At 66.9% G+C, this 26,830-nt stretch carries 29 protein-coding genes and 1 riboswitch; of the genes, 12 read left to right on the top strand and 17 right to left on the bottom strand.

Annotated features, from left to right (window positions below; translation table 11 throughout):
* Positions 1-120: 120 nt before the first annotated feature.
* Positions 121-1,263 (bottom strand): MFS transporter, encoded by a 1,143-nt coding sequence (locus tag ACLMAL_RS33450; protein WP_412002743.1) that lies wholly within the window; start codon positions 1,261-1,263, stop codon positions 121-123.
* A gap of 203 nt (positions 1,264-1,466) precedes the next feature.
* A complete protein-coding gene (locus tag ACLMAL_RS33445; RefSeq protein WP_412002722.1) occupies positions 1,467-1,748 on the bottom strand; it encodes a helix-turn-helix domain-containing protein in 282 nt (93 codons plus the stop codon).
* Positions 1,749-1,781: 33 nt separating this feature from the next.
* Here ACLMAL_RS33445 and ACLMAL_RS33440 point away from each other — a divergent pair, with 33 nt between their 5' ends.
* Positions 1,782-2,276: a hypothetical protein gene (locus ACLMAL_RS33440; RefSeq protein ID WP_412002721.1), complete on the top strand. Its 495-nt coding sequence runs from the start codon at positions 1,782-1,784 to the stop codon at positions 2,274-2,276.
* A gap of 146 nt (positions 2,277-2,422) precedes the next feature.
* Here the strand turns inward: ACLMAL_RS33440 and ACLMAL_RS33435 are convergent, their stop codons facing one another.
* Positions 2,423-3,640, bottom strand: a complete 1,218-nt coding sequence (locus tag ACLMAL_RS33435) for an NADP-dependent isocitrate dehydrogenase (RefSeq protein ID WP_406236555.1) — start codon at positions 3,638-3,640, stop codon at positions 2,423-2,425.
* 360 nt (positions 3,641-4,000) lie between these two features.
* Complete coding sequence (locus tag ACLMAL_RS33430; RefSeq protein WP_328409501.1) at positions 4,001-5,494, bottom strand: MFS transporter; 1,494 nt, start codon at positions 5,492-5,494, stop codon at positions 4,001-4,003.
* Positions 5,495-5,628: 134 nt separating this feature from the next.
* Here ACLMAL_RS33430 and ACLMAL_RS33425 point away from each other — a divergent pair, with 134 nt between their 5' ends.
* The 3 genes from ACLMAL_RS33425 (at position 5,629) to metX (ending at position 9,138) form a co-directional block, all read left to right on the top strand.
* Positions 5,629-6,378 carry a TetR/AcrR family transcriptional regulator gene (locus ACLMAL_RS33425; RefSeq protein ID WP_412002720.1) on the top strand — a complete coding sequence of 250 codons (750 nt, stop codon included), beginning with the start codon at positions 5,629-5,631 and terminating at the stop codon, positions 6,376-6,378.
* Between the two features lie 53 nt (positions 6,379-6,431).
* Positions 6,432-6,542, top strand: a riboswitch (SAM riboswitch).
* Between the two features lie 86 nt (positions 6,543-6,628).
* On the top strand, positions 6,629-7,978 hold the full coding sequence (locus ACLMAL_RS33420) for a bifunctional o-acetylhomoserine/o-acetylserine sulfhydrylase (protein ID WP_412002719.1): 1,350 nt from the start codon (positions 6,629-6,631) through the stop codon (positions 7,976-7,978).
* Positions 7,975-9,138 carry a homoserine O-acetyltransferase MetX gene (metX, locus tag ACLMAL_RS33415; protein WP_412002718.1) on the top strand — a complete coding sequence of 388 codons (1,164 nt, stop codon included), beginning with the start codon at positions 7,975-7,977 and terminating at the stop codon, positions 9,136-9,138. The genes ACLMAL_RS33420 and metX overlap by 4 nt, the downstream gene beginning before the upstream one ends.
* Before the next feature lie 63 nt (positions 9,139-9,201).
* Here metX and ACLMAL_RS33410 read toward each other — a convergent pair whose 3' ends face one another.
* Entirely contained in the window at positions 9,202-9,855 is a 654-nt protein-coding gene (locus ACLMAL_RS33410; RefSeq protein ID WP_412002717.1) for a TetR/AcrR family transcriptional regulator, read from the bottom strand.
* Between ACLMAL_RS33410 and ACLMAL_RS33405 the strand changes: the two genes are divergently transcribed.
* Positions 9,839-10,375: an oxygenase MpaB family protein gene (locus ACLMAL_RS33405; protein WP_412002716.1), complete on the top strand. Its 537-nt coding sequence runs from the start codon at positions 9,839-9,841 to the stop codon at positions 10,373-10,375. The two genes, ACLMAL_RS33410 and ACLMAL_RS33405, sit on opposite strands and share 17 nt — an antisense overlap.
* Positions 10,376-10,379: 4 nt before the next feature.
* Here ACLMAL_RS33405 and ACLMAL_RS33400 read toward each other — a convergent pair whose 3' ends face one another.
* Entirely contained in the window at positions 10,380-10,712 is a 333-nt protein-coding gene (locus ACLMAL_RS33400) for a hypothetical protein (protein WP_412002715.1), read from the bottom strand.
* A gap of 173 nt (positions 10,713-10,885) precedes the next feature.
* Positions 10,886-11,263, bottom strand: a complete 378-nt coding sequence (locus ACLMAL_RS33395) for a winged helix-turn-helix transcriptional regulator (protein WP_412002714.1) — start codon at positions 11,261-11,263, stop codon at positions 10,886-10,888.
* A 69-nt stretch (positions 11,264-11,332) separates the two neighbouring features.
* Between ACLMAL_RS33395 and ACLMAL_RS33390 the strand changes: the two genes are divergently transcribed.
* Positions 11,333-11,980: a nitroreductase family protein gene (locus tag ACLMAL_RS33390; protein WP_328409487.1), complete on the top strand. Its 648-nt coding sequence runs from the start codon at positions 11,333-11,335 to the stop codon at positions 11,978-11,980.
* Between the two features lie 121 nt (positions 11,981-12,101).
* Here ACLMAL_RS33390 and ACLMAL_RS33385 read toward each other — a convergent pair whose 3' ends face one another.
* Entirely contained in the window at positions 12,102-12,347 is a 246-nt protein-coding gene (locus ACLMAL_RS33385) for a DUF3017 domain-containing protein (protein ID WP_412002742.1), read from the bottom strand.
* Positions 12,348-12,647: 300 nt separating this feature from the next.
* Between ACLMAL_RS33385 and ACLMAL_RS33380 the strand changes: the two genes are divergently transcribed.
* The 4 genes from ACLMAL_RS33380 (at position 12,648) to ACLMAL_RS33365 (ending at position 14,516) form a co-directional block, all read left to right on the top strand.
* On the top strand, positions 12,648-13,193 hold the full coding sequence (locus ACLMAL_RS33380; RefSeq protein ID WP_412002713.1) for a carboxymuconolactone decarboxylase family protein: 546 nt from the start codon (positions 12,648-12,650) through the stop codon (positions 13,191-13,193).
* Between the two features lie 114 nt (positions 13,194-13,307).
* Positions 13,308-13,559, top strand: coding sequence for a hypothetical protein (locus ACLMAL_RS33375; protein ID WP_412002712.1), 252 nt, complete (start codon positions 13,308-13,310; stop codon positions 13,557-13,559).
* The gene (locus ACLMAL_RS33370; protein ID WP_412002711.1) at positions 13,556-13,879 is read left to right on the top strand and encodes a type II toxin-antitoxin system VapC family toxin; all 324 of its coding nucleotides are present in this window, start codon (positions 13,556-13,558) and stop codon (positions 13,877-13,879) included. The genes ACLMAL_RS33375 and ACLMAL_RS33370 overlap by 4 nt, the downstream gene beginning before the upstream one ends.
* A gap of 172 nt (positions 13,880-14,051) precedes the next feature.
* On the top strand, positions 14,052-14,516 hold the full coding sequence (locus ACLMAL_RS33365; protein ID WP_412002710.1) for a tRNA (cytidine(34)-2'-O)-methyltransferase: 465 nt from the start codon (positions 14,052-14,054) through the stop codon (positions 14,514-14,516).
* 33 nt (positions 14,517-14,549) lie between these two features.
* Here the strand turns inward: ACLMAL_RS33365 and ACLMAL_RS33360 are convergent, their stop codons facing one another.
* From ACLMAL_RS33360 to ACLMAL_RS33345, 4 genes are all read right to left on the bottom strand, one after another.
* A complete protein-coding gene (locus ACLMAL_RS33360; protein WP_328409481.1) occupies positions 14,550-14,780 on the bottom strand; it encodes a DUF167 domain-containing protein in 231 nt (76 codons plus the stop codon).
* Positions 14,737-15,786, bottom strand: coding sequence for a DUF4349 domain-containing protein (locus ACLMAL_RS33355; RefSeq protein ID WP_412002709.1), 1,050 nt, complete (start codon positions 15,784-15,786; stop codon positions 14,737-14,739). Before ACLMAL_RS33355 ends, ACLMAL_RS33360 begins: the two co-directional genes overlap by 44 nt.
* A 223-nt stretch (positions 15,787-16,009) precedes the next feature.
* Positions 16,010-19,354 carry an error-prone DNA polymerase gene (locus ACLMAL_RS33350; RefSeq protein WP_412002708.1) on the bottom strand — a complete coding sequence of 1,115 codons (3,345 nt, stop codon included), beginning with the start codon at positions 19,352-19,354 and terminating at the stop codon, positions 16,010-16,012.
* 92 nt (positions 19,355-19,446) lie between these two features.
* On the bottom strand, positions 19,447-19,902 hold the full coding sequence (locus ACLMAL_RS33345; RefSeq protein WP_412002707.1) for a hypothetical protein: 456 nt from the start codon (positions 19,900-19,902) through the stop codon (positions 19,447-19,449).
* Positions 19,903-20,036: 134 nt separating this feature from the next.
* Between ACLMAL_RS33345 and ACLMAL_RS33340 the strand changes: the two genes are divergently transcribed.
* On the top strand, positions 20,037-21,020 hold the full coding sequence (locus ACLMAL_RS33340; RefSeq protein ID WP_412002706.1) for an SDR family NAD(P)-dependent oxidoreductase: 984 nt from the start codon (positions 20,037-20,039) through the stop codon (positions 21,018-21,020).
* 43 nt (positions 21,021-21,063) lie between these two features.
* On the opposite strand, the gene ACLMAL_RS33335 is transcribed toward ACLMAL_RS33340, so the two are convergent.
* From ACLMAL_RS33335 to ACLMAL_RS33320, 4 genes are all read right to left on the bottom strand, one after another.
* Positions 21,064-21,552, bottom strand: a complete 489-nt coding sequence (locus ACLMAL_RS33335; RefSeq protein WP_412002705.1) for a hypothetical protein — start codon at positions 21,550-21,552, stop codon at positions 21,064-21,066.
* A gap of 417 nt (positions 21,553-21,969) precedes the next feature.
* Positions 21,970-23,022 carry a sucrase ferredoxin gene (locus ACLMAL_RS33330; protein WP_412002704.1) on the bottom strand — a complete coding sequence of 351 codons (1,053 nt, stop codon included), beginning with the start codon at positions 23,020-23,022 and terminating at the stop codon, positions 21,970-21,972.
* A 24-nt stretch (positions 23,023-23,046) separates the two neighbouring features.
* Entirely contained in the window at positions 23,047-23,247 is a 201-nt protein-coding gene (locus ACLMAL_RS33325) for a hypothetical protein (RefSeq protein WP_412002703.1), read from the bottom strand.
* Positions 23,248-23,344: 97 nt separating this feature from the next.
* Positions 23,345-24,103 carry an alpha/beta fold hydrolase gene (locus tag ACLMAL_RS33320; protein ID WP_412002702.1) on the bottom strand — a complete coding sequence of 253 codons (759 nt, stop codon included), beginning with the start codon at positions 24,101-24,103 and terminating at the stop codon, positions 23,345-23,347.
* Positions 24,104-24,325: 222 nt separating this feature from the next.
* On the opposite strand from ACLMAL_RS33320, the gene ACLMAL_RS33315 reads away from it, so the two are divergent.
* Complete coding sequence (locus tag ACLMAL_RS33315) at positions 24,326-25,033, top strand: class I SAM-dependent DNA methyltransferase (RefSeq protein WP_412002701.1); 708 nt, start codon at positions 24,326-24,328, stop codon at positions 25,031-25,033.
* Here ACLMAL_RS33315 and ACLMAL_RS33310 read toward each other — a convergent pair.
* Positions 25,024-26,643 (bottom strand): DNA polymerase Y family protein, encoded by a 1,620-nt coding sequence (locus ACLMAL_RS33310; protein ID WP_412002700.1) that lies wholly within the window; start codon positions 26,641-26,643, stop codon positions 25,024-25,026. The genes ACLMAL_RS33315 and ACLMAL_RS33310 overlap by 10 nt on opposite strands.
* Positions 26,644-26,830 lie beyond the last annotated feature (187 nt).

Here is a 26,830-nt window from a genome sequence, read left to right as displayed (position 1 = left end):
ACCGCTCCGCGACAGGCGTCAGCCGCGACCGGCAGCAATGCACCAGCAGACCATGAGCGGTAGTGCCTTCCCCACGGCGTTTCCACACCCAGCCGCAGGGCTCGCCCGGACGACGGAACGTCAGGAGTGCACAGTGCGCCGCGAGGTCCAGGCGGTGATGGTGAACAGCACGACGCCGAGTACCGCGAGGCCCGCACCGACGGTCGCGGGAGCGGTGTAACCGAGGCCCGCGGCGATAACGAGGCCGCCGAGCCAGGCGCCCGCGGCATTGGCGACGTTGAGGGCGGCATGGTTGAGGGCCGCGGCGAGGGTTTGGGCGTCGGCGGCGACGTCCATCAGCCGGGTCTGGAGGGCAGGGGCCAGTGCCGCGCCCGAGGCGCCGATGAGGAAGGCGCCGATGGCGGCGGAGTACGGGTTGTGTGCGGCGGCAACGAATCCCGCGAGGATGACGACCATCGCACCGAGGGCGGCGAAGATCGCGAAATCGACCCCACGGTCGGCCAGAACGCCGCCGACGATGTTGCCTGCCACCATGCCCAGGCCGAAGAGCATGAGCACAAGCGGGACCAGACCCGCTCGCATACCGGCGACGTCGGTGAGCGTGGTGGTGATGTAGGTGTAGACGGCGAACATGCCGCCGAAGCCGACCGCGCCGACGAGCAGAGTCAGCAGAACTTGCGGGCGGCGCAGCGCACCGAGTTCGGTCATCGGGTTGGTGGTTCTGATGCCGGTGAGCTCCGGCACGTAACGCAGAAGGGCGGCCACAGTCGCCAGTCCGATCGCGGCGACCACGACGAAGGCGTCCCGCCAGCCGAGATGCTGGCCCAGCCAGGTGGCACTGGGAACGCCGACAACGTTGGCGGCGCTCAAACCCAGCATAACCGCAGCAACAGCCTTGGCACGCTGCCCCACCGGGGCGAGGGTCGCGGCGGCCAGCGACGCAACGCCGAAATAGGCGCCGTGCGGTAGGCCGGCGATGCAACGTGCGACAACGAGGGTTGCGAACGTCGGCGCGAGCACGGTCAAGGCATTTCCGATGGTGAACGCCACCATCAGCACAACGAGCAGACGCTTGCGCGGCACCCGGGCGCACAGGGCGGCGATCAGTGGAGCGCCGACGACCACGCCCAACGCATACGCCGACACCGCGTGCCCTGCCGTCGGCTCCGACACACCCATAGCACTCGCGATATCGGGCAGCAACCCCATGGTGACGAACTCGGTCGTCCCGATCCCGAAGCCGCCGAGCGCCAGCGCCAGCATCGCCGGGATGTGCCAATCCCTCCGTTCGGCCTCGACTGGTGCGGTGGGCGGCGGGGCTACGGAACTGGTCACGTATTCATGTAACCGCCCGCCCGACCCTTCCGCTTCCCGGGCAAACGTGAGTTCGCCCACCTCAGCGTCGATACATCGCGCAGGTCATCCGGCGCACACCCCCTTCGGGCAGCCACCGGGCAATCCAGCGCTCAGCCGGAATGCAGTGGCTCGCGGCGTTCGAAGGTGCGCCGGTACTCGGCGGGTGACACACCGATGACGCTCGCGAAATGACGGCGTAGGTTGGCCGCCGTGCCGAGGCCGGACATGCTGCTGATCCGATCGATGCCGAAATCACTGGATTCCAAGAGGGATTGGGCGTGTGACAGCCGCTGGCCGAGCAGCCATTGCATCGGTGTCGCGCCGGTCGCCTGCTGCACATGCCGGAAGAAGGTGCGCGGACTCATGTTCGCCTTCGCCGCGAGCGCGTCCACGGTGAGCCCCAGACACTCGGCACGCCGGACACCATGGTCATGTACAGCGGCTCGCCCGAAGCGCAGGCCGCGCACGGCGACACCATCGCCGAGCTCGGCACCGCGAAATACCTCGGCGCGGACGCCGGCCTCGCCGCACTGCACGACATGGCGGTATTGGCTGGGATGTACGGGCTGTTCGGCGGTTTCTTCCAAGCGGCGGCGATGGTCGGCAGCGCGGGCTTCCCCACGGGCGAGTTCACCGCAGCGTTCTTGATGCCGTGGCTGCGCTCGATCATCGACGTGCTGCCGACCCTGGCCGAGGAGATCGATTCGCGGCAGTTCGAGGTTAATTTCTCCGACCTGGCAGGCAATCGGGCCGGTCTGCGCAATATCCGCACCGCCAGCCGCGATCAGGGGGTCCCGACAGACCTGCTCGACCCCTTGCAGCGCATGTTCGACGAGCAGGCAGAACTGGGCAACGGCGCCGACAGCTTCACCCGCGTCGTCAGTGGTCTACTCGGGGCCGCAATCTCCGAGCGGAGTTGACCGGCTCGAGCCGCAAACAGTTCGGGCACCCGTACCACTTGCCGATCCGAGCGACCGGCATGCAGTCGCCCGCGGCGTGGTGCGGGTGCCCGTTTGTTCGCGCCCGGCGCCGGAATGTTCCAGCGCCGGGAGTGGTGGGAGTCCGGTCAGCGCAGGGCGCGGGCCAGATTGGCGTCGAGCGCGCCGAGGAACTCCTCGGTGGTCAGGTAGCCCTGGTCGCCGCCGACGAGCGCGGCCAGGTCCTTGGTCATCTGCCCGCCTTCGACGGTCTTGATGACGACGTCCTCGAGAGTCTGCGCGAAGCCGATAACCTCGGGGGTGTTGTCCAGCTTGCCGCGGTGCTCGAGACCACGGGTCCAGGCGAAGATCGACGCGATCGGGTTGGTCGAGGTCGGCTTGCCCTGCTGGTGCTGGCGGTAGTGCCGGGTGACCGTGCCGTGTGCGGCCTCGGCCTCACAGGTGCGCCCGTCCGGGGTCAGCAGCACCGACGTCATCAGGCCGAGCGAGCCGAAGCCCTGCGCGACCGTGTCGGACTGCACGTCGCCGTCGTAGTTCTTGCAGGCCCAGACGTAGCCGCCCTCCCACTTCATGGAGGAGGCCACCATGTCGTCGATCAGCCGGTGCTCGTAGGTGAGCCCCGCCGCGTCGAACTGGGTCTTGAACTCGGCGTCGAAGACCTCCTGGAAGGTGTCCTTGAACATGCCGTCGTAGGCCTTCAGGATGGTGTTCTTCGTGGACATGTACACCGGGTAGTTCTGCGCGAGCCCGTAGTTGAGCGATGCGCGCGCGAAATCCTCGATGGACTTCTTGAAGTTGTACATGCCCATCACGACGCCGCCGTCCTCGGGCATTTTCACGACCTCGTGCACGATCGGCTCGCTGCCGTCGTCCGGGGTGAAGGTGAGGGTGACAGTACCGCCCTGGAACACCTTGAAATCGGTGGCGCGGTACTGGTCGCCGAAGGCGTGGCGGCCGATGATGATCGGCTTGGTCCAGCCGGGCACCAGGCGCGGGACGTTCGAAATAATGATCGGGGCGCGGAAGATCGTGCCGCCGAGAATGTTGCGGATGGTGCCGTTGGGCGACCGCCACATCTTCTTCAGGCCGAACTCCTCGACGCGCGCCTCATCCGGGGTGATGGTGGCGCACTTCACGCCGACGCCGTGCTGCTTGATGGCATTGGCGGCGTCGATGGTGACCTGGTCGTCTGTCTTGTCCCGGTACTCGATGCCGAGGTCGTAGTACTCGAGGTTCACGTCGAGATACGGATGGATCAGCTTGTCCTTGATGAACTGCCAAATGATCCGAGTCATCTCGTCGCCGTCGAGTTCTACGACGGTGCCTTCAACCTTGATCTTGGACATGGATCTTCGTGTCCTCCTAGGATGGTGCCCTCATTGCACGGCCAGGCGAACACTTGTGAGCGGACCCCAGCTGTTCCAAAGACAACGTATATGCCCCGCGTTGTCCGCGGAACGTGTGGTGCAAACAAGACAAGCGTACTGCTGGTGAGGATCTCACCGCGCGGGCAGCCCCCCGAGTGAGCGCGCCCGAAATGGTTACCGACAAGTAGGTCGGGAGTGGCCCCGATCACTCGCGGGCCGACGACCGACGCGGCGTTGCCCCCGTCACCACGGCGTGTCCTGCGGCGGGCAAAAGAAAGTCCGGGTATCGCCGCCGAGCGGAGGCGATACGCGGACTTCCGATGCCGTGAGAGGAAGATCTCAGACCCCGACGTGGACCCGAGCGCCGTCCTCGGAGCCCTCGATCAGGTTCTGCGGCTTGTCCCTGATCATGAACGCGATCACCGGGACCGCGGCGAGGAAGAAACCGGCGCCGACGTAGAACGCCACGTCGTAGCTGTGGATCGAGGCACGGGCAACCAGGTTGTCGAGCGTCGGATTGCCCTCCGCGAACGACTTGGCCGTCTGCACCGAGATGGTGGTCAGCAGTGCGGTGCCGACCGCGCCGCCGACCTGCTGCGCGGCGTTCAGCAACGCACTTGCCACACCCGAATCCTCTTCCTCGACCTGATGCAGCGCGACGGTCTGCATGCCGACGAACAGCGGACCCATGCCGAGCGCGATCAGCACCTGCGCGGGCAGCACACTCGCCGCGTAGCTGTCGCCATAGCTCAACTGCGCCAGCCACAGCAGACCAAGGACACCGAGCACGGAGCCCGCCACCATCAGCGGTCGCGGGCCGAGCTTCGGCAGCAGCGCACTGGTGACACCGGCGGAGATCGCGATGCCCGCGGGGAACGGCAGGAACGCGAAGCCGGCCTTCAGCGACGAGTAGCCGAGCGTGATCTGGAAGTAGTAGCTCAGGAACAGGAACATCGCGAACATCGCGATCGGGATGAGCAGCGCGGCGAGGAAGGCGCCGCCGCGGTTGATCTCACCCGGAATGTGCAGCGGCAGCAGCGGATTCGAGGAGCGACGCTCGATCGCGACGAATGCGATCAGCAGCGCGACACCCGCGACGATCAGCCCGAGGGTGCTGCCCGCCAGCCAGCCGTCGTCGGCGGCGCGGCTGAAGCCGTACACGATCGCGATCAGGCCGAGCGTCACGGTGACGGCACCTGGCACGTCGTAGCCGCCGGTGCGTGGGGCCGGTATGTCCTTCACCACAAAGGCCAGCGCACCGACCAGAGCGAGAATGGCGATCGGGGTGTTCACCAGCAGGCACCAGCGCCAGGAGGCGTACTCGGTGAGCGCGCCACCCGCGATCAGACCGAGCGCGGCTCCGCCCGCGGAGATTCCAGCGAAGACACCGAACGCGGTCGCGCGTTCTTTGGCCTCGGTGAAAGTGACCGAGAGCAGCGAAAGTGCCGCTGGCGCAAGCAAAGCCGCGAACGCGCCCTGCAACGCGCGGCCCGCGAACAGCTCCACACCGTTCTGCGCGAGACCCGCCAGCGCGGAGGCCGCAGCGAATCCGACGAGACCGACAATGAAGATCCGGCGCCTGCCGAGGTAGTCGGCGAGCCGGCCGCCGAGCAACAGCAGACCGCCGAAGATCAGCGTGTAGGCAGTGAGCATCCATTGCTTGTTGCCATCACTGATGTCGAGATCACGTTGTGCGAACGGCAGCGAGATGGTCACGATGGTGGCATCCAGCACCACCATGAGCTGGGCCAATGCGATCACCCCCAGGGCCCACCAGCGCGCCGAACTGCCCTGTTTTCCCGGAACGTCTACCGCTGTCGCAGTCTCGGTCACCTTGATCTCCTTGAAACTCGAAGTCGTGACGCCATCCTGTCATTGTCAGACATTTGTCGTCAAGGGAAAAATGTCGCAATCCGACATTTGACTGTTAACGACACGAAAAGTCCCGGTTGCGATACAGTGGAAGGATGCTCGAGTCATCAACGCCGACCGGCGCGAGCGCAGCAGCGGACTCCTCTGCCAGCGCCGAGTCGAACCAGGACCCGGACCAGGACCGGGCCGTAAATCCGGCGCCTCCCGGCCTACGCGAGCGCAAGAAGCAGCAAACCCGGTTGCGCATCATCGAGGTCGGACTCGACCTCTGCGACGCGCACGGTTTCGACGCCACCACCGTCGAGCAGATCGCCAATGCCGCCGACGTCTCACCCCGCACGATCAACCGGTATTTCGACAGCAAAGAGGACATCATCCTCGGGCCGATCAAGGACTTCGGCCGCACCGTCGCCGAGACCCTGCGCGGACTCCCGGTCACCGGCAACGAGCTGCAAGCGCTGCGTGAAGCCTTCCTACGGACCGTCGACCAGGCGGTAGATGGAAATGACATGATGCTGTCGTTCCGGCAGTTCCAGCAAATGCAGCGCATCCTGCGCAGCAGTCCGTCGGTCAGTGCGCGCAGCCTCGAGCACGCCGACAACAAGACCGCCGCGATCGCCGATGTACTCGCGCAACGACTCCACACCCAGCCCGACTCGTTGCAGGTGCGCCTGATCGTCGGCACCTGGCAGCTGATCGGACAGCTCGGGATGGAATGTTCGGTCGACATCTTCGACGAACACGATCCGGCGGCGGCGGCCTTGGCGGGCCGCGCCGCGTTCCTCTCCACCTTCGACGAGTTCGTGCGCATCTGCTGCGTCCCCCTGGCCGCCGCAACCCGGTGAGTTTTCGACGATGATTTCGATCGTCGACCGACCGCCAGCTATGATGCCGATCAGGTCATGAGTGCCAGCGCGAAGCCCCGGCTTGCTGGACGGCAACCCTCCTGCAGCGGTGGGGTGCTCCGGGTGATGACCGGGCTCTCGAAAGTCGAGAGCAAGCGCGCACTTCAGGAGGTACCCCCAATGTGTTGTTGTCCGTCGCCCACATCCCATTAGCAAGTAGTTCTGGCGAACAACCCCTTTGGAGCAAGACATGAGTGACCCCATCGCGTCCGCGGCCGATCTCGATCCGATCGCATCCGATCCGACGCAGTGGTCCTTCGAGACCAAGCAGGTCCACGCGGGGCAGGCCCCGGACGAGGCCACCGGCGCCCGCGCCCTCCCGATCTACCAGACCACCTCCTACGCCTTCCGTGACACTGATCACGCGGCCGCGTTGTTCGGCCTCGCCGAGCCGGGCAACATCTACACCAGGATCATGAACCCGACCCAGGACGTGGTCGAGCAGCGCATCGCCGCCCTGGAGGGTGGCGTCGCCGCGCTGCTGCTGGCCTCGGGACAGGCCGCGGAGACCTACGCGATCCTCAACCTGGCCTCGGCAGGCGACCACATCGTGTCCAGTCCGCACCTCTACGGCGGCACCTACAACCTCTTCCACTACTCGCTGCCCAAGCTCGGCATCGAGGTCTCCTTCGTGGCGGACCCCGACGACCTGGAGCAGTGGCGTGCGGCCATCCGGCCGAACACCAAGGCGTTCTACGGCGAGACCATCGCCAACCCGAGCAGCGCCATCTTCGACATCCCGGGAATCTCCGCGATCGCGCATGCCAACGGACTGCCACTGATCGTGGACAACACGGTCGCCACCCCGTACCTGATCCAGCCGCTCGCGCACGGTGCCGACATCGTCGTGCACTCGGCGACCAAGTACCTGGGCGGCCACGGCACCGCGGTCGCGGGTGTGATCGTCGACGGCGGCACGTTCGACTGGACCGTGCGTGACGAGCAGGGCGAGCCGCGGTTCCCGGGTTTCACCACACCGGACCCGAGCTATCACGGTGCGGTGTTCGCCGACCTCGGCGCACCCGCGTACGCGCTGAAGGCGCGCGTGCAGCTGCTGCGCGACCTCGGTGCCGCGGTGTCGCCGTTCAACGCCTTCTTGATCAGTCAGGGCGTCGAGACGCTGAGCCTGCGCCTGGAGCGCCACGTCGCCAATGCGCAGGCGGTGGCCGAGTTCCTGACCGGCCGGCCCGCCGTCGAAGCGGTGTACTACGCGGGCCTGCCGTCCTCGCCGTGGCACGAGCGCGCCAAGCAGCTCGCACCGAAGGGGCCGGGCGCGATTGTTGCGTTCGAGCTCAGCGGCGGTGTCGATGCGGGCAAGAAGTTCGTGGACGCATTAGCCCTGCACAGTCATGTCGCTAACATCGGTGATGTGCGTTCTCTCGTGATCCATCCCGCCTCGACCACGCACTCGCAGCTGACACCCGAGGAGCAGTTGGCCTCCGGCGTCACGCCGGGGCTGGTTCGGTTGGCGGTGGGCATCGAGGGAATCGACGACATCCTCGCCGATCTGCGAGCCGGTTTCGCGGCGGCGGCGACGTGACCGTGCGCGCCGAACCGAGTGCCGTGCGACCCGCCGCGGCGGTGGCCCTGCCACCGCCGGACGGGCGGCTCGACATGATCGCCATCGGGGACGTGCGGCTGGAGAACGGCGCGCTCGTCCAGGACGTGCACCTGGCCGTGCAGCGCTGGGGTGAGCTCTCCCCCACGCTGGACAACGTGGTGCTGGTCGAGCACGCGCTGACCGGCGACTCGCATGTGATCGGACGCCCGGACGACATCCATCCGCTGCCGGGGTGGTGGGACGGCATGGTCGGCCCCGGCGCGCCGATCGACACCGACGAGTGGTGTGTCATCGCGGCGAATGTGCTCGGCGGCTGCATGGGCAGCACCGGACCCACCTCGCTGGCTCCGGACGGAAAGCCATGGGGTGCAAGGTTTCCGGAGATTTCGATCCGCGATCAGGTGAACGCGGAAGTGGCGCTGATGGATCTGCTCGGCATCGAAAGGCTGGCCGCGGTCGTCGGCGGGTCGATGGGCGGCATGCGAGTGCTGGAGTGGATGGTCGGCACCCCGGATCGGGTCGGCGCCGCCCTGGTGCTCGCCGTCGGCGCGCGCGCCACCGCCGACCAGATCGGCACGCAGACAACGCAAATCGCCGCGATCAAGGCCGACCCCGACTGGCAGGGCGGCGACTATCACGACACCGATCGCGCCCCGACGACCGGCATGGGCATCGCACGGCGCATCGCGCACCTGACCTATCGGACCGAGTCCGAGCTGGATCACCGCTTCGAGAACAACGCACAGGGCGACGAGGATCCGTGGCGCGGCGGCCGCTATGCGGTGCAGAGCTATCTGGACCATCAGGCCGATAAGCTCTGTAGCCGTTTCGATCCGGCCACCTACGTCTTGCTCACCGAGGCGATGAACCGGCACGACATCGGGCGCGGGCGCGGCGGGGTCGAGGCCGCGCTTGCCGCGACGCCGGTGCCGTGTGTGGTCGGCGGCGTCGACTCCGATCGGCTCTATCCACTGCGCACCCAGCAGGAACTGGCCGATGGGCTGCCCGGCTGCGATGGACTGGAGATCGTGCATTCGCGCGACGGCCACGACGGGTTCCTCACCGAGGCGGCCGCGGTGTCGAAGCTGCTGACCGAGACGATGCGGCTGGCTCGGGTGCACCGCAAGCCGGGCGACTGACACCCGCTATTTCGGCGAGCCCGGGCACTGGTTACCGGGCATACGAAATACCTTGTCCCAAGCCTATTCGGCGACGGGTGCGCCGACGAGCAGACCGACGATGGAACGCACGTAGGCCTGCAGCCGTTCTCTGGGATAGACGTCGGGCTCACTGACCGCCAACCGGCCGAGCATCTCGGCAATGGTCAGCAGCGAGTTGGTGAGCAGCGCGGAATCCACACCCGCCCACCGCGGCTCGAGCGCGGTGCCCATGCGGACCAGCGCCTCGGCCTGATCGAAGATGCCCGCACGCGAATTCTGCAGCGCGTCACGGTATTCGCCGGGAGCATTGCCCGGCGCGGTGAGAATCAATCGCCAGCGTGTCGGATTCTCCAGTGTCACACCGACGAACGCCTCGACCGTCGCCGAGGCTGCGACAACCGGATCAGCGCCCATCAGATCGGTGGGCAATGTCGCGGCGACCTGTTCGAGGCCGCGCTCATTTTCCCGCTCCAGCAGCGCCGTCACCAGCTCGGTGCGGGTCTTGAACACGGTGTAGAGCACCGGTTTTCCGACACCTGCCTCGTGCGCGACCGCCTCCATGCTCAGCTCGTGCAGTTCCATCCTGCCCAATACCGTGAAGGCCGCGTCGAGCAGTTGGGCACGACGCTGCTCCGGAGGCAGACGCGGTGCGTATCGCCTGCGCGGACGGTCGGCCGCGGTGTGCGATCGAGTCACTGCCGTTTCACCTCCACCGGTCCATGCGATCGCAGCCGAACTGCAGACCTGCAAGCCGGAAGACCTGCCGCGCTCCCGCGAGGAGGTGCGCGCGTACTTCGCCAGGGTCCGCCCGCGACTGTGCACCTCCGAGCGCGCCGAGGAAGGCATGCACCACCTGCTGTGGACCTCACTGCGCAACGGTGCGGGCCTCAGCTATTTCGCGGGCAGCAGGCTACTGTCGCTGGCTTCGGTCGCCACGCTGCCGAAGTGGATGCGCAAGCTCGGCAGGTTCGATCGGCCGCGCATCGTGGATCTGCTGGTCCGCCCCGCCGCGCGGATCATCGCGTGGGGGGCATCGGCGTTCAATTCCTACGGCCTCATTGTCTCGGCGCCGTTCATCGCTCCGATGGCGGGTCAGATCCTCGAACAGCACCTGAAGGGAGCACCGCCCGCGGAGCTCGAGACGATCACACCGGCACAGGCGCGCAGCCGCTACGGTGCGCGCAGCGGACGCGCGGTCGTGGCCGAAGCGAGATAGGGCACTACCCCTCGGGTGCGCGATCATCCTCCAGCGCGCTCCACGGTCCTGTCGCCCATTCCGCACCGTTGCGAAACGGCTTACTGATCCACGCAGGCCGCGCGGGGCAGCCGGTCAACCGACCCGCGCCCGCCCTGCTGCGCGTGGCGACCAGGTAGTAGCCCTTCGAATCCTGTTCCAGGACGGGTAGATACGCGCAGACCAGCCCCGCCGCCATATCCAGATTGCCCGCCATGGCGGTCCCCACGAGCGGCGCGCCCTCGCGGCCGTTGTCGTCGAAGGCCACCACGGTCCACAGCGAATGCGCCCCGCCGCTCCCGTCATCGGTATCACTCATGCCGTTTCCCCTGCACTGGAGTCGCTGCATCGGACCGGACCGTCGGGTTCCCGGACGGCCTCGGACTCGCCAGGCATCCGAGCTATAGCTCATGAAAACCATTGCGAGCCGGAGGATTCAGTTTACTACCTGAGACACCTGGCGTGGATCGGGTCGCGATATCCGCACCGGCCTCAGCCTGCCGCGAGACGCCTGGCCTCCTCGACCCGGTTGATATTGGTCTCGATCCACTCGCGCAGCGCCGCGATCGGAGTGCGCAGGCTGTGGCCCAGCTCCGTGAGGTCGTAGTCGACGCGCGGTGGAATGGTGGGATGCACTGTGCGCGTGACGAATCCGTCCGTTTCGAGCTGACGCAGAGTTTGCGTGAGCATCTTCTGCGAGACGCCATCGATGCGGCGGTACAGGTCTGTGTAGCGCATCGTCCCGTCGGCGAGGGCATCCACGATCAACACCGTCCACTTACCCGCGACCTGGTCGAGGAGCTGCCGGGTAGGACACTTCGCCGAGTAGACATCGGCAGGCAGCCCACTGGCCTCATGGATCGTACGCACGTTTTCGAGTGTAACGCACTTTCAAGTGCCGTCTTCACATTGGAGAGTAACTCTCCGATAGTAAGAATCATGACAACACAGACACTTTCGGTTCCCGACGCCATTCGCACCCGCCGCACCACGCGCCACTACCGCCCGGACCCGGTGCCGAGGGAATTGCTCGAGGAGCTGCTGGATCTGGCGGTCGAGGCGCCAACTGCGTGGAATATGCAAGACCGTTCGATCGTGGTGGTGACCAGTGAGTCCGGCCGCCACAACCTGTCGTCCGCCGCCTTCGGCCAGCCGCAACCACTGGAGGCGCCGGTGGTGCTGGTCTTCGTCGCCGAGACGGCAGCCTGGGAGGCGAGCAATACCGACATCGCTGAACTGGCGGGCCGCAACGGCGCATGGAACGCGGAGTTCACCGCGATGTTCGACTCCCGCGCCGAATTCCACTCGCTGCACCAACGCGGGCTGATCCGCGAGAACGCCGTGAAGAACGCGATGATCGCGGCAACCTACGTCATGCTCGCAGCCACCAGCCTCGGCCTGTCCTCGGCGCCGATGAACGGCTGGGACCCGGACCTCGTCAAGAAGGCCATCGGCATCGACGACCGCCCCGACCTCGCCATCACGGTCATGGTCACCCTCGGCTACAGCGACGCCAACCCACCGCACCCCGGTCGCCGCCCGCGCGAGCACACCGTGTTCGCCGAGCGCTACCCCGCCGACCGGTGAACTAGCCGATGCGGGCGTCGTCCTCGCCGACGACATCGGCGAGGACAACCGAACGACCTTGTGCCCACCTAAATTTCGCTCCGTCACCCCCAGTCACGGATCCGATGCGAGCGCTGCCCCGTCAGCTGACGCCGAGGGTGTTGATCGTCGCGGCGATGAAGACGATCAGGGTGCCGAGGATGCTCAAGGTCGCGACATCGAAGGGCTTGCTGCGCACCGCGAGCAGGCCGACCCGAGCCGTCGGCAGACACAGCCGGAAGGCGGCAGCCAGCAGCGTCGCGCCACCGAAGAACAGCGCCCCACGACGCCAGCGATCCGAGGCGACAAAAATCACCGCGAGCACGATGACCACCGCCACGATGACCATCGGCAGGTGAGAGCGCAGGAACTGCTCACCCCGGTTCCTACCGGACTGCCGGTCGGCGGCAGAGGCGTCCACGTCGGTCACGGCACCGATTCTTGCAGACACCAGGCGGCCGGTCACAGACAGCGGTCATCCCACCGTGAGTTATTCGACGACGGCGACGCCTTCGACCTCGATGAGATGTCCGGCGTAAACAAAGCCGCGCCGCCGACTGGCACCACTATTTCGGAGCGTGGAAAGTTTCTACTACAGAGCGTAGTTTCGAGGTACGGTGGGTTGATCCGACGCAAGGAGGTACCGGCAATGAAGGCATTCGCACGGATTCGACAAACCCTGCTCGCGATTCGACAGGCGAAGCGAAACCGGTCCGATCTACTCGGCTGGCTCATCCGACGACCACAGGTCCTGATAAGCACGATCGGGTACGAGACGGCCATGCTGTTCAGCAATCGACTGGATCCGAAGCTCAAGGACCTTGCCGAACTGAAAACCGCCGGCCTTGTCAACTGCGAGTTCTGCCTCGACATCGGCTCCGCGGTGGCCCGGTCGAGCGGCCTCACCGAGCAGCAACTCACCGACCTGCCGCGTTACCGAACCAGCGACGCCTACAGCGACCTGGAGAGACTCGTCATCTCCTTCGCCGAAGCCATGACCGCGACCCCGGCCACCGAGCTCGACGACCTGCGCACCGCCTTGCTGGCACAGCTGACCAAGGCACAGGTCGCCGAGTTGGCCACCACCATCGCCTGGGAGAACGAACGGGCCCGCCTCAACCAGGGCCTCGGCGTGCGTCCAACCGGAATGGCGGACGGCATGGCCTGCGCCCTGCCGGAGCGGCCTGCCCAGTAGGGCTTCTCCGGCCCACAGCCACGCACCCGCGTGGTATGCGGATACTGCCGCGGATGACCGATTGCGAACCGTTTCGATGCAGTCGAATCAATTGGATTCACTAGAATCAATGGCATGACCGCAGCGCATGACTATGACGACCTGCACAGTCTGGTCGATCGCCTCACCCCGGACCAGGCACGTGCGCTGCGTGCTGTCGCGCTGCAGCTGGTCGTCGTTGATTCCGCTGAAAGCGGTGCGGCGAGCAAACCGACCGGTGAACGACGCAGGCGACTCTCCTTCGCAGGTTTGATGCATGCCGAGCCCGATCTTGCTGCCAGGTCGGAGGAGTTCCTCCGCGAGGAACGTGGTAGACAAGCCGAGTGATCGTCTGCGACACAGGGCCTCTCGTTGCCGTACTCAACGACAATGACGCGGACCATCGACGTTGTCTGGACCTCCTCGAGCTGCATACCGGACCGCTACTCATACCGAGCCCGGTGCTTGCAGAAGTCTGCTATTTCTTGGAGACCCGCGTAGGGCCCGAGGCGGAAGCCACCTTCCTGGAGTCGATCGCAAACGAGGAGATCAAGCTTGTTGATCTCACACAGGCCGACCTCCTGCGGATGGCCGAACTTGTCCGGAAATACGCCGACTTCCCACTGTCGATGCGTCTGTTATCGCGGTGGCAGAACGACTCGACATAGGCGAAGTGGCGACATTGGACAGGCGACACTTCAGCGTCGTCCGCACCCGTCGCCGGGAACCCTTCCGCCTGTTACCCGACTGACCAGCTCAGTCAGTGAACCATGGCCGATCCTGCGATCGCCGACGGTAGGCAAACAAGTTGGCTGCAACAGAACCTGATTGACTGGCCTGGTGTTCCGATTGATGTTTCACGAGCCGGCCATCCCAGGGAATACCGGCAATGCGATCCGACTGGTCGCCGGGACCGGGTGTGAGCTGCATTTGGTCGAACCGCTGGGGTTCGACCTTTCGGAGTCGAAGCTGCGACGGGCCGGGTTGGACTACCACGATCTGGCTTCGGTGACGGTGCACGAGAATTTGGCGGCGGCGTGGCAGGCGCTGCGGCCCGAGCGAGTGTTCGCGTTCACTACGCAGGCCCGGACGCACTACACCGAGGTGACCTATCGGAAGGGGGATGTGCTGTTGTTCGGCACCGAGCCAACCGGTCTGCCCACGGAGGTGCTTGCCGACTCGCATATCACTGAGCAGTTGCGGATTCCCATGCTGCCGGGGCGGCGGTCGATGAACCTGTCCAACGCAGCCGCGGTCACCGTGTACGAAGCTTGGCGGCAACTCGGTTTTCCCGGCGGGGTGTAAACGCCTCGTCCCTTATCCGGGAGCCCACGAATTTCAGAGGTCGACTTCGAAGCGTTTGAAGCGCGAGGTCGCGCCGGCGGCCAGGCGGACAGCGGATTTGGGAACGCCGTAGTGCTCGGCAAGGAGTTCGATGGCGGCCTTGTTCGCCTTGCCTTCGACGGCGGGGGCGCGGACGTACAGCTGCAGAGTGCCGTCGTCGAGGGTTTCGACGAGCGGGCCTTTACGGCTGTTCGGTTTTATCGTCGCCCTTACTACTGTCGACACCTGCCGCTCCTGTCTCGCCGCTGGTATCGGGGCTCTTCGAGGTGGCCGCAGCCTTCGGTTCGGGCACCGATTCCGCCGCGACCGCCGGTTTCTTCGGCGTGGCCGATTCTTCTGTCGCCGTGGCACCTGGTTTCCGGCCGGGCCGCCGCACGATGCGCACGATGCCCCAGACCACCGCGCCGACGACCACGAGGAAACCGAGCCACGGAATTGCCTTGCCGCTGAAGACAACCGCGTCCTTCAGCCAGTCCATCAGCGAGTGCCAACCCGAGACGATGCCGTCCCAGAAATTGGTCGGCCCGTCGTCGTCGGACTTCTTGTCTGCGGTGGTGATGTCGATGGTCAACGTGGACAGTGCGACCTGGTCGTCGAGGTGACGCTTCTGCGCGGTGAGGCTGTCGAGTTCGCCTTGGCGGCTGGACAATGCGCTTTCGGCGGCAATGAGATCCGCGGTGCTTGTTGCGCCGACGATGAGTGCGCGCAGCCGGTCGACCGAGGCCTGGAGCGCCTTGATCCGCGCGTCGAGGTCTTCCCACCGCATTGTGACGTCATCGCGGTTGGTGCTCACTTGGGTGACGCGGCCGAGGCCGCCGAGGCCGTCGATGAACTTGTCCGTCTTGTCCGAGGGCACCCGCACCGTGAGCGTGGCGCTCGGGTCGACGTCGTCGCTGCCCGGTTGTTCGGTGCGGCTATCGATCCGGCCGTCGAGCAGCCGCACCTGATCAGCGACCTTGCCGGCGGTGCCGACCGGGTCGCTCGCGGTGAGGGACACGCTGCCGGTGACGACCTCCTTACGCAGCGCGATCGACTCACCGCCTTGCCCACGGTTGTCCTGTTTCGTCGCCGGGCCTTGTTCGCGCAGCCCTGGCGGCGCGATCGCGGGTGCGGGAGCGACGGCAGTGGCCATGGTCGACCCATCCGAGGCGGAGCTGCCGTTGTCGTCACCGCACCCGACGAGCAACGTCAAACCCAGCAGGCCGGTCATCACGACAGCAAGCTTGCGCATGACCGAAGACTAGCCGCTGCAGTGAGTTCGGTCACCGAGCTCGCCACCCGGGTTATCCCGCCGGTGCGACACCGACCAGCCTGACGAGGAACCTTTCGATCTGATCGGTGAGCGGCGGCCACGGCTGGTCCGGCTGGTTGAGTCGGATCGATACCGCACCGTGGACTGCCGCACGCAGCCGATCCCGGCGGATTCGGTCAACCAGAACGGAATGTTCTGAGCATCAACGGAAGTCGCGAGACTTCGCCTCGATACGCAGGTCCATGCGCTGCAGATGCTCGGCGACCACGCTGACCGCACCTTCGGCGTTCTGGACGCGGCCGCGGATGAGGAGAGCAGGGGCGCCCTGGGCCAGGCGGCGGTAACGGGTCCACAGGCCCACCGAGCAGACGACGTTCACCATGCCGGTTTCGTCTTCCAGGTTGAGGAAGGTGACGCCCGCGGCGGTGGCGGGGCGCTGCCGGTGGGTGACGGCGCCGCCGACCAGGACTCGGGAGCCGTCGGGGACGGCGAGCAGGCCGGAGGCGGGGATGACACCGAGGGCGTCGAGTTGGGGGCGCAGGAATTCGGTGGGGTAGCTGCCAGGGGAGACGCCGGTGGCCCAGACGTCGGCGGCGGCGAGTTCGAGTTCGCTCATGCCGGGCAGGGCAGGGGCGGTGGTGGCGGCGCCAGTGCCGGGCAGACGGTCGGGACGTTCACCCGCGGCGGCGCCCGCCGCCCAGAGCGCCTCGCGGCGAGTGCTGCCGAGGCTGCCGAGCGCGCCCGCCGTGGCGAGTGACTCCGCTTGAGTGACAGTGAGTTCCACGCGGCCGGTGAGGTCGACGAAGGAGGTGTACGGCACCGACCCGCGGGCCGCGACAATGCGTTCGGCGAGATCGGCGCCGATGTGGCGGATTGTCGCGAGGCCGAGGCGCACCTGGGTGCCGCGCTGCTCGAGAGTCGGTTCGGCGCGGCTGGCATTGATGTCGGGACCGTGCACGAGCACCCCGTGCCTGCGGGCATCGGCGACCAGCGACTGCGGAGAGTAGAAGCCCATCGGCTGGGCGCGCAGCAAACCGGCGCAGAAGGCCGCGGGATGGTGCAGCTTGAACCACGACGAATAGAACACGATCGAGGCGAAGCTCTGCGAATGGCTTTCCGGAAAGCCGAAATTCGCAAAGGCATAGAGCTTTTCGTAGATCCGGTCGGCGATCTCGCCGGTGATGCCGTGCAGCTCGCGCATACCCTCGTACAGCCGGTCCTTGAGTCGCTCCATGCGCTCCGGGGAGCGTTTGGAACCCATGGCACGGCGCAGCTGGTCGGCCTCGGCGGCGGTGAAACCGGCGACATCGACGGCCATCTGCATGAGCTGCTCCTGGAACAGCGGCACGCCGAGGGTACGCGCGAGCGAATTCCGCAGGGCCTCATGGTCATAGGTCACCTCTTCGAGCCCGTTGCGGCGGCGGATGTAGGGGTGTACCGAGCCGCCTTGGATCGGACCCGGTCGAATCAGCGCCACCTCCACGACCAGGTCGTAGAATTTCCGCGGTTTCAACCGGGGCAGCGTGGCCATCTGAGCGCGTGACTCCACCTGGAAAACGCCCACCGAGTCGGCGCGCGACAGCATTTCGTAGACGGCGGCTTCCTTCAGGTCCAGCTTGTGCAGCTCGACCGTCTCCTCCTTGTGCTCGCGCACCATATCGATCATGTAGTGCAGTGCGGAGAGCATGCCGAGGCCGAGCAGATCGAACTTCACCAGATTGACCGCGGCGCAATCGTCCTTGTCCCACTGCAGCACACTGCGGCCGGGCATCCGCGCCCACTCCACCGGGCAGACATCGGCGATGGGCCGGTCGCAGATCACCATGCCGCCGGAGTGGATGCCCAGATGCCTCGGCAAACCCTCGATTTCGGTGGCCAACTCGAGCACCTCCGCGGGAATGTCGGTGCCGGTCTCGCCACCGACACCGGTCCAGCGGCTCACCTGTTTGCTCCACGCATCCTGCTGGCCCGGTGAAAAGCCCAGTGCGCGTGCGGCATCACGCACCGCGGACTTACCGCGGTAGGTGATCACATTGGCCACCTGAGCGGCATAGTCGCGACCGTATTTGGTGTAGACGTGCTGGATCGCCTCCTCACGGCGATCGGATTCGATGTCGACATCGATATCGGGCGGACCGTCGCGCTCCGGGGAGAGGAACCGTTCGAACAGCAGATTGTTGGCGACGGGGTCGACATTGGTGATGCCGATCGCGTAGCAGACCGCCGAGTTGGCCGCCGAACCGCGGCCCTGGCACAGGATGTCGTTGTCCTTGCAGAAGGTGACGATGTCGTGCACCACCAGGAAGTAGCCGGGGAACTCCAGCTTGTCGATCACGGCGAGCTCGTGCTCGATCTGCTGGTATGCCCGGGGATTTCCCGCTCGTGGACCATATCGGTCGGCAGCGCCCGCGAGTGTCAGCTCACGCAGCCACGACTTCTCGTCGTGGCCGGCGGGCACATCGAACGGCGGCAACCTCGGTGCGATCAACTTCAGATCGAAGGCGCATTCGCGGGCGAGCGCCACCGCGTTCGCCACCGCCTGCGGACAGGCGGCGAACAGCTGCGCCATCTCCGCGCCGGAGCGCAAGTGTGCACCCCCGGTGGGGGCCAGCCAGCCTGCGATCTCGTCCAGGCTCCGGCGCGACCTGATCGCCGCGAGCGCCATGGCGCGGCGACGCTGGCCGGGTCCCGCGAAATGCGCTCCGGTGGTGGCCAGCACAGGTAGACCGAGCCGGTCGGCCAGCGCGACGAGATGGGCGTTGCGCTCGTCGTCCTCCGGAATGCCGTGGTGAGTGAGCTCCACGCTCACCCGGTCGGCGCCGAACCGTGCCATCAGATCGCGCAGGGCCGCTTCCGCCTCGGCGAGGCGAGAGTCGCCCGCACCGAGGTCACGCTCGAGGGCTTGGCGGACATGGCCTTTGCGGCAACCGGTCAGGATATGCCAGTGCCCGTCCGCCGCGGCGGTGAGCGCGTCGAGGTCGTAGCGGAGAATGCCCTTCTCCCCCGCGGCCATGTGGGCGGCCGCGATCTCACGCGATAGTCGCCGATACCCCTCTTGGCCCCTGGCGAGTACGAGCAGATGCGGACCGGCGGGGTCGGGCGAGCCGGTGCGCGGCGCCGAATCCGCGCCTGCGGCCTGCGCCGCCGCCTGCCGCTGCGCACCGAGTGACAGCTCCGCGCCGAAGACCGTGGGCATCCCCCATTCCTTGGCCGCCTCCGCGAAGCGCACGGTTCCGTAGAAGCCGTCGTGGTCGGTGAGCGCGATCGCCGCCAACCCGAGCCGGACCGCCTCCTCCACCAGTTCCTCCGGCTGGCTCGCCCCGTCCAGGAAGCTGTAGGCCGAATGCGCGTGCAACTCCGCATACGGCACCACCGGCCCCTCGGCGGGTTCGACCGGCTCGGCCCGATACGCGCCGCGCTTGCGCGACCACGCCGGACTGTCGCCGCCGTCGCCGGGGTACATCGCCTCCGGGTTGGTCCGGCCGGGACGCCCGGACAGCACCCGCTCCAGCTCCGCCCAGGTCGGTGGACCGTTGCTCCAACCCATGACATATCACCTCCTCAATTCTCGAACATACATTCGAAAGATTAAGAAGGGGCAACGGGCGGCGATCTCGGAGATTCACCCGTCGTCGCAGGTCAGCCGGCTGACAGCGACTCTTTCGACGCGGCGGTCAGCGCGGCCCCGACCCGGTCGAGCTTGGCTCGGATCACAGCGCCGTAGGCGTCGTTGGCGAGGATGTCGAGATGGCCGCGGGCGATGGCCAATTGCATACGGGCGGTGTCGAAATCGCCGACGCGGCGATGACTGTCGGCCAGGCTGAGATACAGCGCGGGGAGGAAACCGCGGAGCCCTTCGTCGAGCGGAACACCGGGACCGAATACCGCGGCGAGCGCGCGCTGATCCCACAGCAGCGCCCCATCGGCGGCGTCCTGCAGATCGGCAAGATGATGCGCAATCAGGCAGCGGTGCAAGGGATCTCCGCCGGCACCGATCTCGATCCACAATTCCTCGAGCAGCCGCTGGGCCGCCTCCGGGTTCCCACTTCCGAGCCGCACCGCGGCAAATACTTCCGCCATCCGATCGTCCGCCATGCGCAGAGTATCGCACATATGTTCGAAGGATTCGAGATGCGTTCGAACGTGAGCCCTGCTGTGACGGGGCCCACTTGGCAGGTAAACTTACTTAAGAGTAAGTTCGTGCCAAATCGACCTGCAAAGGAGCAGCGATGACCCGAGCATCCGCTGACGACACCGGCCCGCGCGGCCCGGCCCGGCGCAACCGCCGCGACCTCACCGGCCGACACATCCTCATCACCGGCGCTTCCTCCGGCATCGGCCGGGCGGCGGCACTTGCCGTCGCGGACAAGAAAGCCATCGTGTTCCTGCTCGCGCGCCGTGGCGACGAACTCACGACCGTGGTCGAAGAAATCAGAGCCGAGGGCGGCATCGCCTACGGATATCAGTGCGACATCACCGATTCCGAATCCGTCGACCAGGTCGTCAAGGCCATCCTCGACGAACACGGTCACGTCGACATGCTGGTCAACAATGCCGGCCGCTCCATCCGCCGCGCCATCCACCGCTCCACCGACCGGCTGCACGATTTCGAACGCACCATGGCGGTCAACTACTTCGGCGCATTACGGCTCACGCTTGCCCTGCTGCCGCAGATGCGGGAACGCAAGTTCGGCCACATCGTCAACATCAGCAGCGCCGGTGTGCAGGTGGCCACCCCGCGCTTCGCCGCATATCTCGCGAGCAAGGCAGCGCTGGACAAGTTCACCGAGGTGGCTGCGGTCGAAACCATGGCCGACGGTGTCACTTTCACCACCATCCACATGCCGCTGGTGCGCACTCCGATGATCACCCCGAGCGGCGATCAGGGCCCGGCCGAGTCCCCGGAATGGGCGGCGGCCACCATCGTGCGCGCGCTCACCGAACGCCCCAAGCGCATCGATGTGCCACTGGGCACCTTCGCCGAATACGGCGCCCTGCTCACCCCCAAGATCCGCGACCGCATCCTGCACCGCTATTACCGCGCACTGCCCGACTCTCCTGCGGCCAAGGGCGAGCAAACGGAATCCGACCCGGAGGAAATATCGGAAACCCTTACCCCCCAACGTGAGCCACGTCCGCAGTCGACGGCACGCCGCGTCACCGGCACCGCCCTGCGCCGCGCCGGTCGCTGGGTTCCCGGCACCCACTGGTGAGCGCTGCTGCGCCATCGCGCAGGGGGCGATGGCGCCGCAGCGATCAGCCCAGTACCAGGCGCGGTTCCGGGAGATAGTTGCGCGCCTGCGCACGGACGGCGCCCCACATAGCCATGCCGAAGAACGGGGTGTTGGCGGCGATGTGCAGCTGCCCGGCCCCGAGATCGACCACCGCGGGCACGACTATCGAACCGAAACTCATCGGCTTATTGGTCAACTTCTTCAGAACGCCGGGACGCACGCGTTCGGACACCAGCGCGGCGACGGCCATCGTGCCGCCCTTCACCCCGAACACGCTCTGTTTGCGCAGGGACCGCGCGAAACCGTCGACCTGGCGCGGAAAGTCGGCGAGCGCGGCAGGCGACACCTCGGCCACAGTGGCGACGCAGATCGTGAGCGTCATCGGATTGACCGGCGTTTCGACGGCCGAGGCGATGCCGATCAGGCTCCACACCTGACCGATCCAGTTCTGCGAGATCTGCATCTGGCCACCGGCCATGTGATGTGCGACCGCCGCGAGATACGCCTGCACCGCCGGGCTCCCCGTCGCGGTGGGGTCGAGAGCAGGAGGCTGCTGCGGTGGTGCACCATGAGGCTCGGGAGGTTGTGAGGGGTGCTGGTACCCGGGCGCAAGAGGCTGATACCCCGGCTGCGACGGTTGATACCCCGGAGCAGGAGGCTGATACCCGGGCGACGGCGACTGATACCCCGGCGGCGAATGGTATCCGGGCGGCGGCTGGAGCCCGGGCACAGGCTGCTCATATCCCGGCGGCGGTTGAAAACCCGGCGGCACGGGATTTCCGCCGGGATGCGAGTGCTGTCCACCCGGATGAGGCAGTGCCCCTTGCATATTCGGCCCCCACATTGGATTTGTCATCAAGCCCTCCCTCGGCGAACACTCCAGCGGCCCGTAGGTTACCCGCCACTCGAGATTCGGCGATCTCGAGCGTTAATCGTCGGCGAGGAGCTCGATTTCGTCGGCGACCACCGCGGTCACCGGCTTCGGCGCCGCGCCACAACTGGCTTGACGTGGAGCGAAGGCCACCGAGCGTGCGGTCACACGCCAACGACGGCCATCACGGTGAGTGACCACTGCTGCGCCTGCCAGCGTCGGGTCGGCCGAGGCACTCGCCACCGTGGGGGCGGTCGTGGGCGCCACCGAGGCACCGACCTGCGCGGAGGCCGACACAGACCCTGCCGAGTCCCCCACCGGCACAGAAGCCGACGCAGACTCCACCGAGGCACCCATCGGGCCGAAGGTAGTTGCGGTGGGCTCGAGTTGCACCGCGAGTTCGTCGGTAGCTGCGGAAATCTGTTCGCGCACAGCGAGTTCGGCGACCTGTTCGATGGGCTTGTAGCAGCTGCGGCCGCGAAGACCGGTCATCGAGACCTCGCCGCGGGTGGCGGCTTCGATCGCTTGCCTCGCGCCGGCGGCATCGAGGCGACCGTAGGTCAGGCCGGAGGGCAGCAGGACCACAGCGGGGGCGAAGCGGTGGCCACCGGTGTGCGAGCACTCCCACGCGCGGCCGGGGTATTCGGCGGCCAGGCTCGCGGCGATCGGGCGGCCGAGCAGCGCACAGCATTGGTCGCGTTTTCCGTGGGCGCACACCAGGACGAGCGGATCGTCGACGGGTGCACCGATTCCCGGTGGCGGACCGTTGAGCAGGTGCAGATCCAGGTCGAGCAGCTGCTTCAGATCGGTGATCTCGAAGCGTTCGCACCACGAACCCTCTGGCCGCGAGCTTGCGATCAAAACCGTTCTGGCACCGGTGAATTCACTGCGTCCCGGCCGCCGGATCAGCGTCGGACGGACCTGCGCCGCCTTGGTGCGGGCCGCCAGTTCGGCAGTGATCTCCGGCCCGAGCACCTCGTCACCGATGACATCGCGGCCCCACGCACCCGGCTGCTCGACGCACAGCCAGCCGGTCACCCGAGTCGCGGTACCCGGCAATGGAATATCGGCGGTCGCCGCCGAACACAACATGCCCTCGAATCCGCTCATCGGCGCGTCACGACCCGTGCCACGTCAGCCCAGCTTGCCATCGGCGAACTTCAGCGCGAACTTCTCGATACGCCGCGCTCGCATCTGGTTCAGCGAAACGTGCACCGGTCCCTTGTTGCCGAATCTCGGCCATACCCCGTCCACCGAGGCGTGGTTGTCCACGAGCCGAGCACGCAACGACTGCTCGTCAAGAAAGAACAAGACCGAATGGTCGAGTGCGAACATCGCTTTACTGTAGATCTTGCCCGACAGCGCCGATACCGCATCGGCGGCAATAAGCAACTTCTGTTGACTAACTCCCGCGAGAAAGAGAATGGATTCCTCAGTACATCGCGAGGAACGGAAGGACGGCGGCCTCGAATTCACGGTAGCGGTCGCGGTGGATGCTGTGGCCGCAGGAGAACGCCGTCACTGTGCAGTCCGGGATGTCGGTACGCATGATGGCCAGTTTCTCCGGGTCGACCATGCCGCCGGGGCCGCCGCGCAGCACCAGGGTCGGTGCGGTGATGTCACGCAACCGGTCCCACCATTCCGGGTTGGGTTTGCGGAATTGTTCCAGCGCGGTCCGCGTCATCGAACGGTCGAAAGCCAGCACTGCGCGTGGGTGCCGGATCAGGCTGGTAGCGGCGTGCCAGAGTTCGGGCACGGTCGGAAAGCGGCGGGTCAGCGTCATTTCTTCGTCCCCGGAGCGCAGCGGCAGCGGGCATTCCTCGATGACGAGACGTCGCACCAATTCGGGCCGCTCCTGCGCAACGCAGGACACCGCGTAGCCGCCGAGCGAATGTCCGACCAGGTCCACGGTGCTCAGACCGAGTCGGTCACACAGTTTCAGCACATCGGCGCCGAATTCACCGAACAGGTAGGAGTCGGTGTGGGAACTGCGGCCGTGCCCGCGCAGGTCGGGGATGATCACCCGGCGGCCCGCCTGCACCAACGTGTGCGCGAACCGATCCCAGGTATGCCCATCCCCACCCATGCCGTGCACGAGCACTACCGGAACGGCATCGAGCGAGACCGCCCCCAAATCCCGGTAGGCGATCTGTACGTCATCGAGCACAGCCCGGCTCACGGTCAGATCCACGATCTCCGAGGATACCGAGGGCACCCGGCACCGACTCCCGACTTGTTGCGGGGATCACTCCCAGACGCACCATCGACCACACCGAGTCCCAGGAGCACCTCCGCAACAACCCGGGGCATCATCATCAGGATGAGTGCGGACTCGCTACGCGTGGCGATCGGTCGGCGCATCCGGCGGAAATCGGCTGGCGAGTGCCGCGCGGTCCAGGCAATACTTCGCTCCATGCCGTCCTTCGCGGATTTCGACCGCCGTAACTATCCCACCGTCGACGTCGCCACCGGATACGACGGGTGGGCTCCGACCTACGAGCAGACCGTCATGGACGAGATGGACCTCGCACTGCTGGCGCGGCTGCACCATCCGGATTGGGCGCGCGTGCGGCGCGCCGCCGATCTCGGCTGCGGGACCGGCCGCACCGGCGCTTGGCTGCGCGGTCGTGGGATCACGAATATCGACGGCGTCGATATGAGCACGGGCATGTTGGAGCTGGCCAGGACCCGCGGTGCGCACACCACGCTGGCGCGGGCAGACGTTCGTGATACCGGATTGCCCAACGGCGCTTACGATCTGGTGATCTCCTCGCTGATCGACGAGCACCTGCCGCAACTCGAGCCCTACTACGCAGAGGCATGGCGGCTGGCCGCGCCGGGCGCTTCCTGCGTCATGGTCAGTTACCACCCCCAGTTCATGATGGTGACCGGGATGCCGACGCATTACACGACTGCATCGGGTGCGCCGGTCGCGATCAGCACCGAGCTGCATCTGGTAAGCGCGCACATGTCCGCGGCGCTGGCGGCGGGCTGGGTGCTCACCGAAATGGTCGAGGCGCTTGTGGACGACGCCTGGCTGGCGGCCAAGCCCAAATGGGCGGACCTGCGCGGTCATCCCTTCACCATGGCCATGGTCTGGACGCGGCCCGGTCAGTCGTAAAGCCCTTCGGCGCGCCAGGTTTCGGAGTAGTAGATGAGGAGCAGAACGCGGACGTCGGCAGGTTCGCCTGCGAGTTGAGCCTGCGCGCGGGCCGCGACGCCGGCCGCGACGGTGGGCGATTCGGGCGTCCACCACTGCTCGTCCACCGGCCATGGTCCAGCCCAGCCCGCCAAGTGCCAGTTCCGGCTCCCCCAGTGCAGGCGGGCCGGGTCCGCGGTGAACAGACCACGGTCGGTGACCTGGACCGGGGTGCCGTCAGCCGCTTCCAGGCGCACCGCGGGACGGTTCACCAGGATTACCGCGGGCGCGGGCTGGGGCATGCGGCCCGGCCAGGGCAGGGCCGGGTCGGTGGCGGGCACCGGCTCGTCGCCGAGCGCGACCATGGTGATGCGTTCCTCGGGGCCGCGACCGCCGCTGAGCACACCGACCTGCACCGCCTCGCCGCCGAGCAGGCCCTGCACCCGGATCAGGGCGCGACGAGCCCGCTCGTCCTCCTCGCCGACCCCACCCCACAGCCCTAGCTGGAGCGCACCGGAGGCCACCACTTCGACGGGTTCCAGTCGCAGCAGCGTGATCGGCGCGGTGGGCCTGGCACCGTCGCGTCGAGTGAGCCAGCCATCCAATTGCCAGCGCACCCGGTCGGCGGTGCCCTCGGGAGTCAGCGGCTCCGCACACCGCCAGATACGCGAAAGTTGTTCGCCCGATTCAGTTTCCGCGAATACCGACAACCGGGTGCAGGACACCGAGGCCGCGGCGAGCACAGCGTGCAATCGGGTGGCGAGCATGCGACCGGCGAAGGCGGCCGCATCGATTCGATCGATCGGCGGATCGCAGCGGTACTGCACCGTCAGATCCGGCGACGGACGACGAGCCGACGGCGGGCGCTCGGGCACGCCACGCGCGCTGCGGTGCGCGAGCACGGCGTCGGCGCCGAAGCGCGATCCGACCTCGACCGAGGTCAGCGCGGCAAAGTTACCGATCCGTCGTAGTCCCAAGCGGTGCAATAGATCGACCAGGTCGGCGCGCTCCGGCGCAGCCAAGCTCGGCTCGACGGCGAGCTCGGCTATCGGCAGTGGAGCAAGGTATCGCGCGCCGTCCCCCGGCGGCACGATCGCGCCGCGCCGCGCCGCGATCACCGCCGTGGACAGTTCGTCGGCGATCCCGACCTGAGCTTCCACCCCGACCGCGGCCACCGCATCGACCAGTCGCTCCGCGGCCACCTCCTCGGATCCGAAGAACCGCGCCGCGCCACGCGCACCGAGCACAAGCAGCCCCGGCCGCAACACCTCCACCCCAGGCACCGTCGCATCGACGGCCGCGACCACCGGCTCGAACAACCGTGCATCCCGATCCGGATCCGACTGCACGATAAGAAGATTCGGGCACCGCGCCTGCGCCTCACGCCGCCGCAGCCCGCGCCGCACCCCTTCGGACCGCGCGATCGCCGAACACGCGACCACCTTGCCCGCCGCCAGCACCGCCACCGGGCGAGTCGCCGGAACCTGCGCCACGGCCGCCGCCGCAACCGCGGGCCAATCCAGGCACCACAGCGCCAGCACCCGCGAACCGCTCCGCACCCGGCCCGGCTGAATCACCGTGCCACGCCCCATGAATCGGCCGTATCGTCCGGCCTCGCCCATCCGCGTCCGACGCCCCGGTCCCGATGCGCCGGGCAGCGTGCAGGTCGGCACATCGGGCCGCGGCCATGCGTATCCGACCTCGCATCGGCGAGCGACACCACAGGCCCGCTCGGCTCACGGTGCCGCACCACGCACATCGGGCGTCACCTCACTTGCC

This window comes from Nocardia sp. CWNU-33, assembly GCF_046764895.1.
Lineage (GTDB): Bacteria > Actinomycetota > Actinomycetes > Mycobacteriales > Mycobacteriaceae > Nocardia.
Note: the sequence above shows the minus strand (reverse complement) of the source record. Positions and strands in the feature narration are given on the sequence as shown.

Excerpts from the sequence above, each read along its gene's own strand:
- ACLMAL_RS33400 (WP_412002715.1), bottom strand. The coding sequence starts at position 10,712 with ATGAGTGATACCGATGACGGGAGCGGCGGGGCGCATTCGCTGTGGACC.
- ACLMAL_RS33345 (WP_412002707.1), bottom strand. The coding sequence starts at position 19,902 with ATGGCGGACGATCGGATGGCGGAAGTATTTGCCGCGGTGCGGCTCGGA.
- ACLMAL_RS33325 (WP_412002703.1), bottom strand. The coding sequence starts at position 23,247 with ATGTTCGCACTCGACCATTCGGTCTTGTTCTTTCTTGACGAGCAGTCG.
- ACLMAL_RS33315 (WP_412002701.1), top strand. The coding sequence starts at position 24,326 with ATGCCGTCCTTCGCGGATTTCGACCGCCGTAACTATCCCACCGTCGAC.
- ACLMAL_RS33340 (WP_412002706.1), top strand. The coding sequence starts at position 20,037 with ATGACCCGAGCATCCGCTGACGACACCGGCCCGCGCGGCCCGGCCCGG.
- ACLMAL_RS33385 (WP_412002742.1), bottom strand. The coding sequence starts at position 12,347 with ATGGTCATCGTGGCGGTGGTCATCGTGCTCGCGGTGATTTTTGTCGCC.
- ACLMAL_RS33420 (WP_412002719.1), top strand. The coding sequence starts at position 6,629 with ATGAGTGACCCCATCGCGTCCGCGGCCGATCTCGATCCGATCGCATCC.
- ACLMAL_RS33375 (WP_412002712.1), top strand. The coding sequence starts at position 13,308 with ATGACCGCAGCGCATGACTATGACGACCTGCACAGTCTGGTCGATCGC.
- ACLMAL_RS33450 (WP_412002743.1), bottom strand. The coding sequence starts at position 1,263 with ATGCTGGCGCTGGCGCTCGGCGGCTTCGGGATCGGGACGACCGAGTTC.
- ACLMAL_RS33390 (WP_328409487.1), top strand. The coding sequence starts at position 11,333 with ATGACAACACAGACACTTTCGGTTCCCGACGCCATTCGCACCCGCCGC.
- ACLMAL_RS33330 (WP_412002704.1), bottom strand. The coding sequence starts at position 23,022 with ATGAGCGGATTCGAGGGCATGTTGTGTTCGGCGGCGACCGCCGATATT.
- ACLMAL_RS33310 (WP_412002700.1), bottom strand. The coding sequence starts at position 26,643 with ATGGGGCGTGGCACGGTGATTCAGCCGGGCCGGGTGCGGAGCGGTTCG.
- ACLMAL_RS33350 (WP_412002708.1), bottom strand. The coding sequence starts at position 19,354 with ATGGGTTGGAGCAACGGTCCACCGACCTGGGCGGAGCTGGAGCGGGTG.
- ACLMAL_RS33380 (WP_412002713.1), top strand. The coding sequence starts at position 12,648 with ATGAAGGCATTCGCACGGATTCGACAAACCCTGCTCGCGATTCGACAG.
- ACLMAL_RS33355 (WP_412002709.1), bottom strand. The coding sequence starts at position 15,786 with ATGCGCAAGCTTGCTGTCGTGATGACCGGCCTGCTGGGTTTGACGTTG.
- ACLMAL_RS33435 (WP_406236555.1), bottom strand. The coding sequence starts at position 3,640 with ATGTCCAAGATCAAGGTTGAAGGCACCGTCGTAGAACTCGACGGCGAC.
- ACLMAL_RS33440 (WP_412002721.1), top strand. The coding sequence starts at position 1,782 with ATGGTCATGTACAGCGGCTCGCCCGAAGCGCAGGCCGCGCACGGCGAC.
- ACLMAL_RS33425 (WP_412002720.1), top strand. The coding sequence starts at position 5,629 with ATGCTCGAGTCATCAACGCCGACCGGCGCGAGCGCAGCAGCGGACTCC.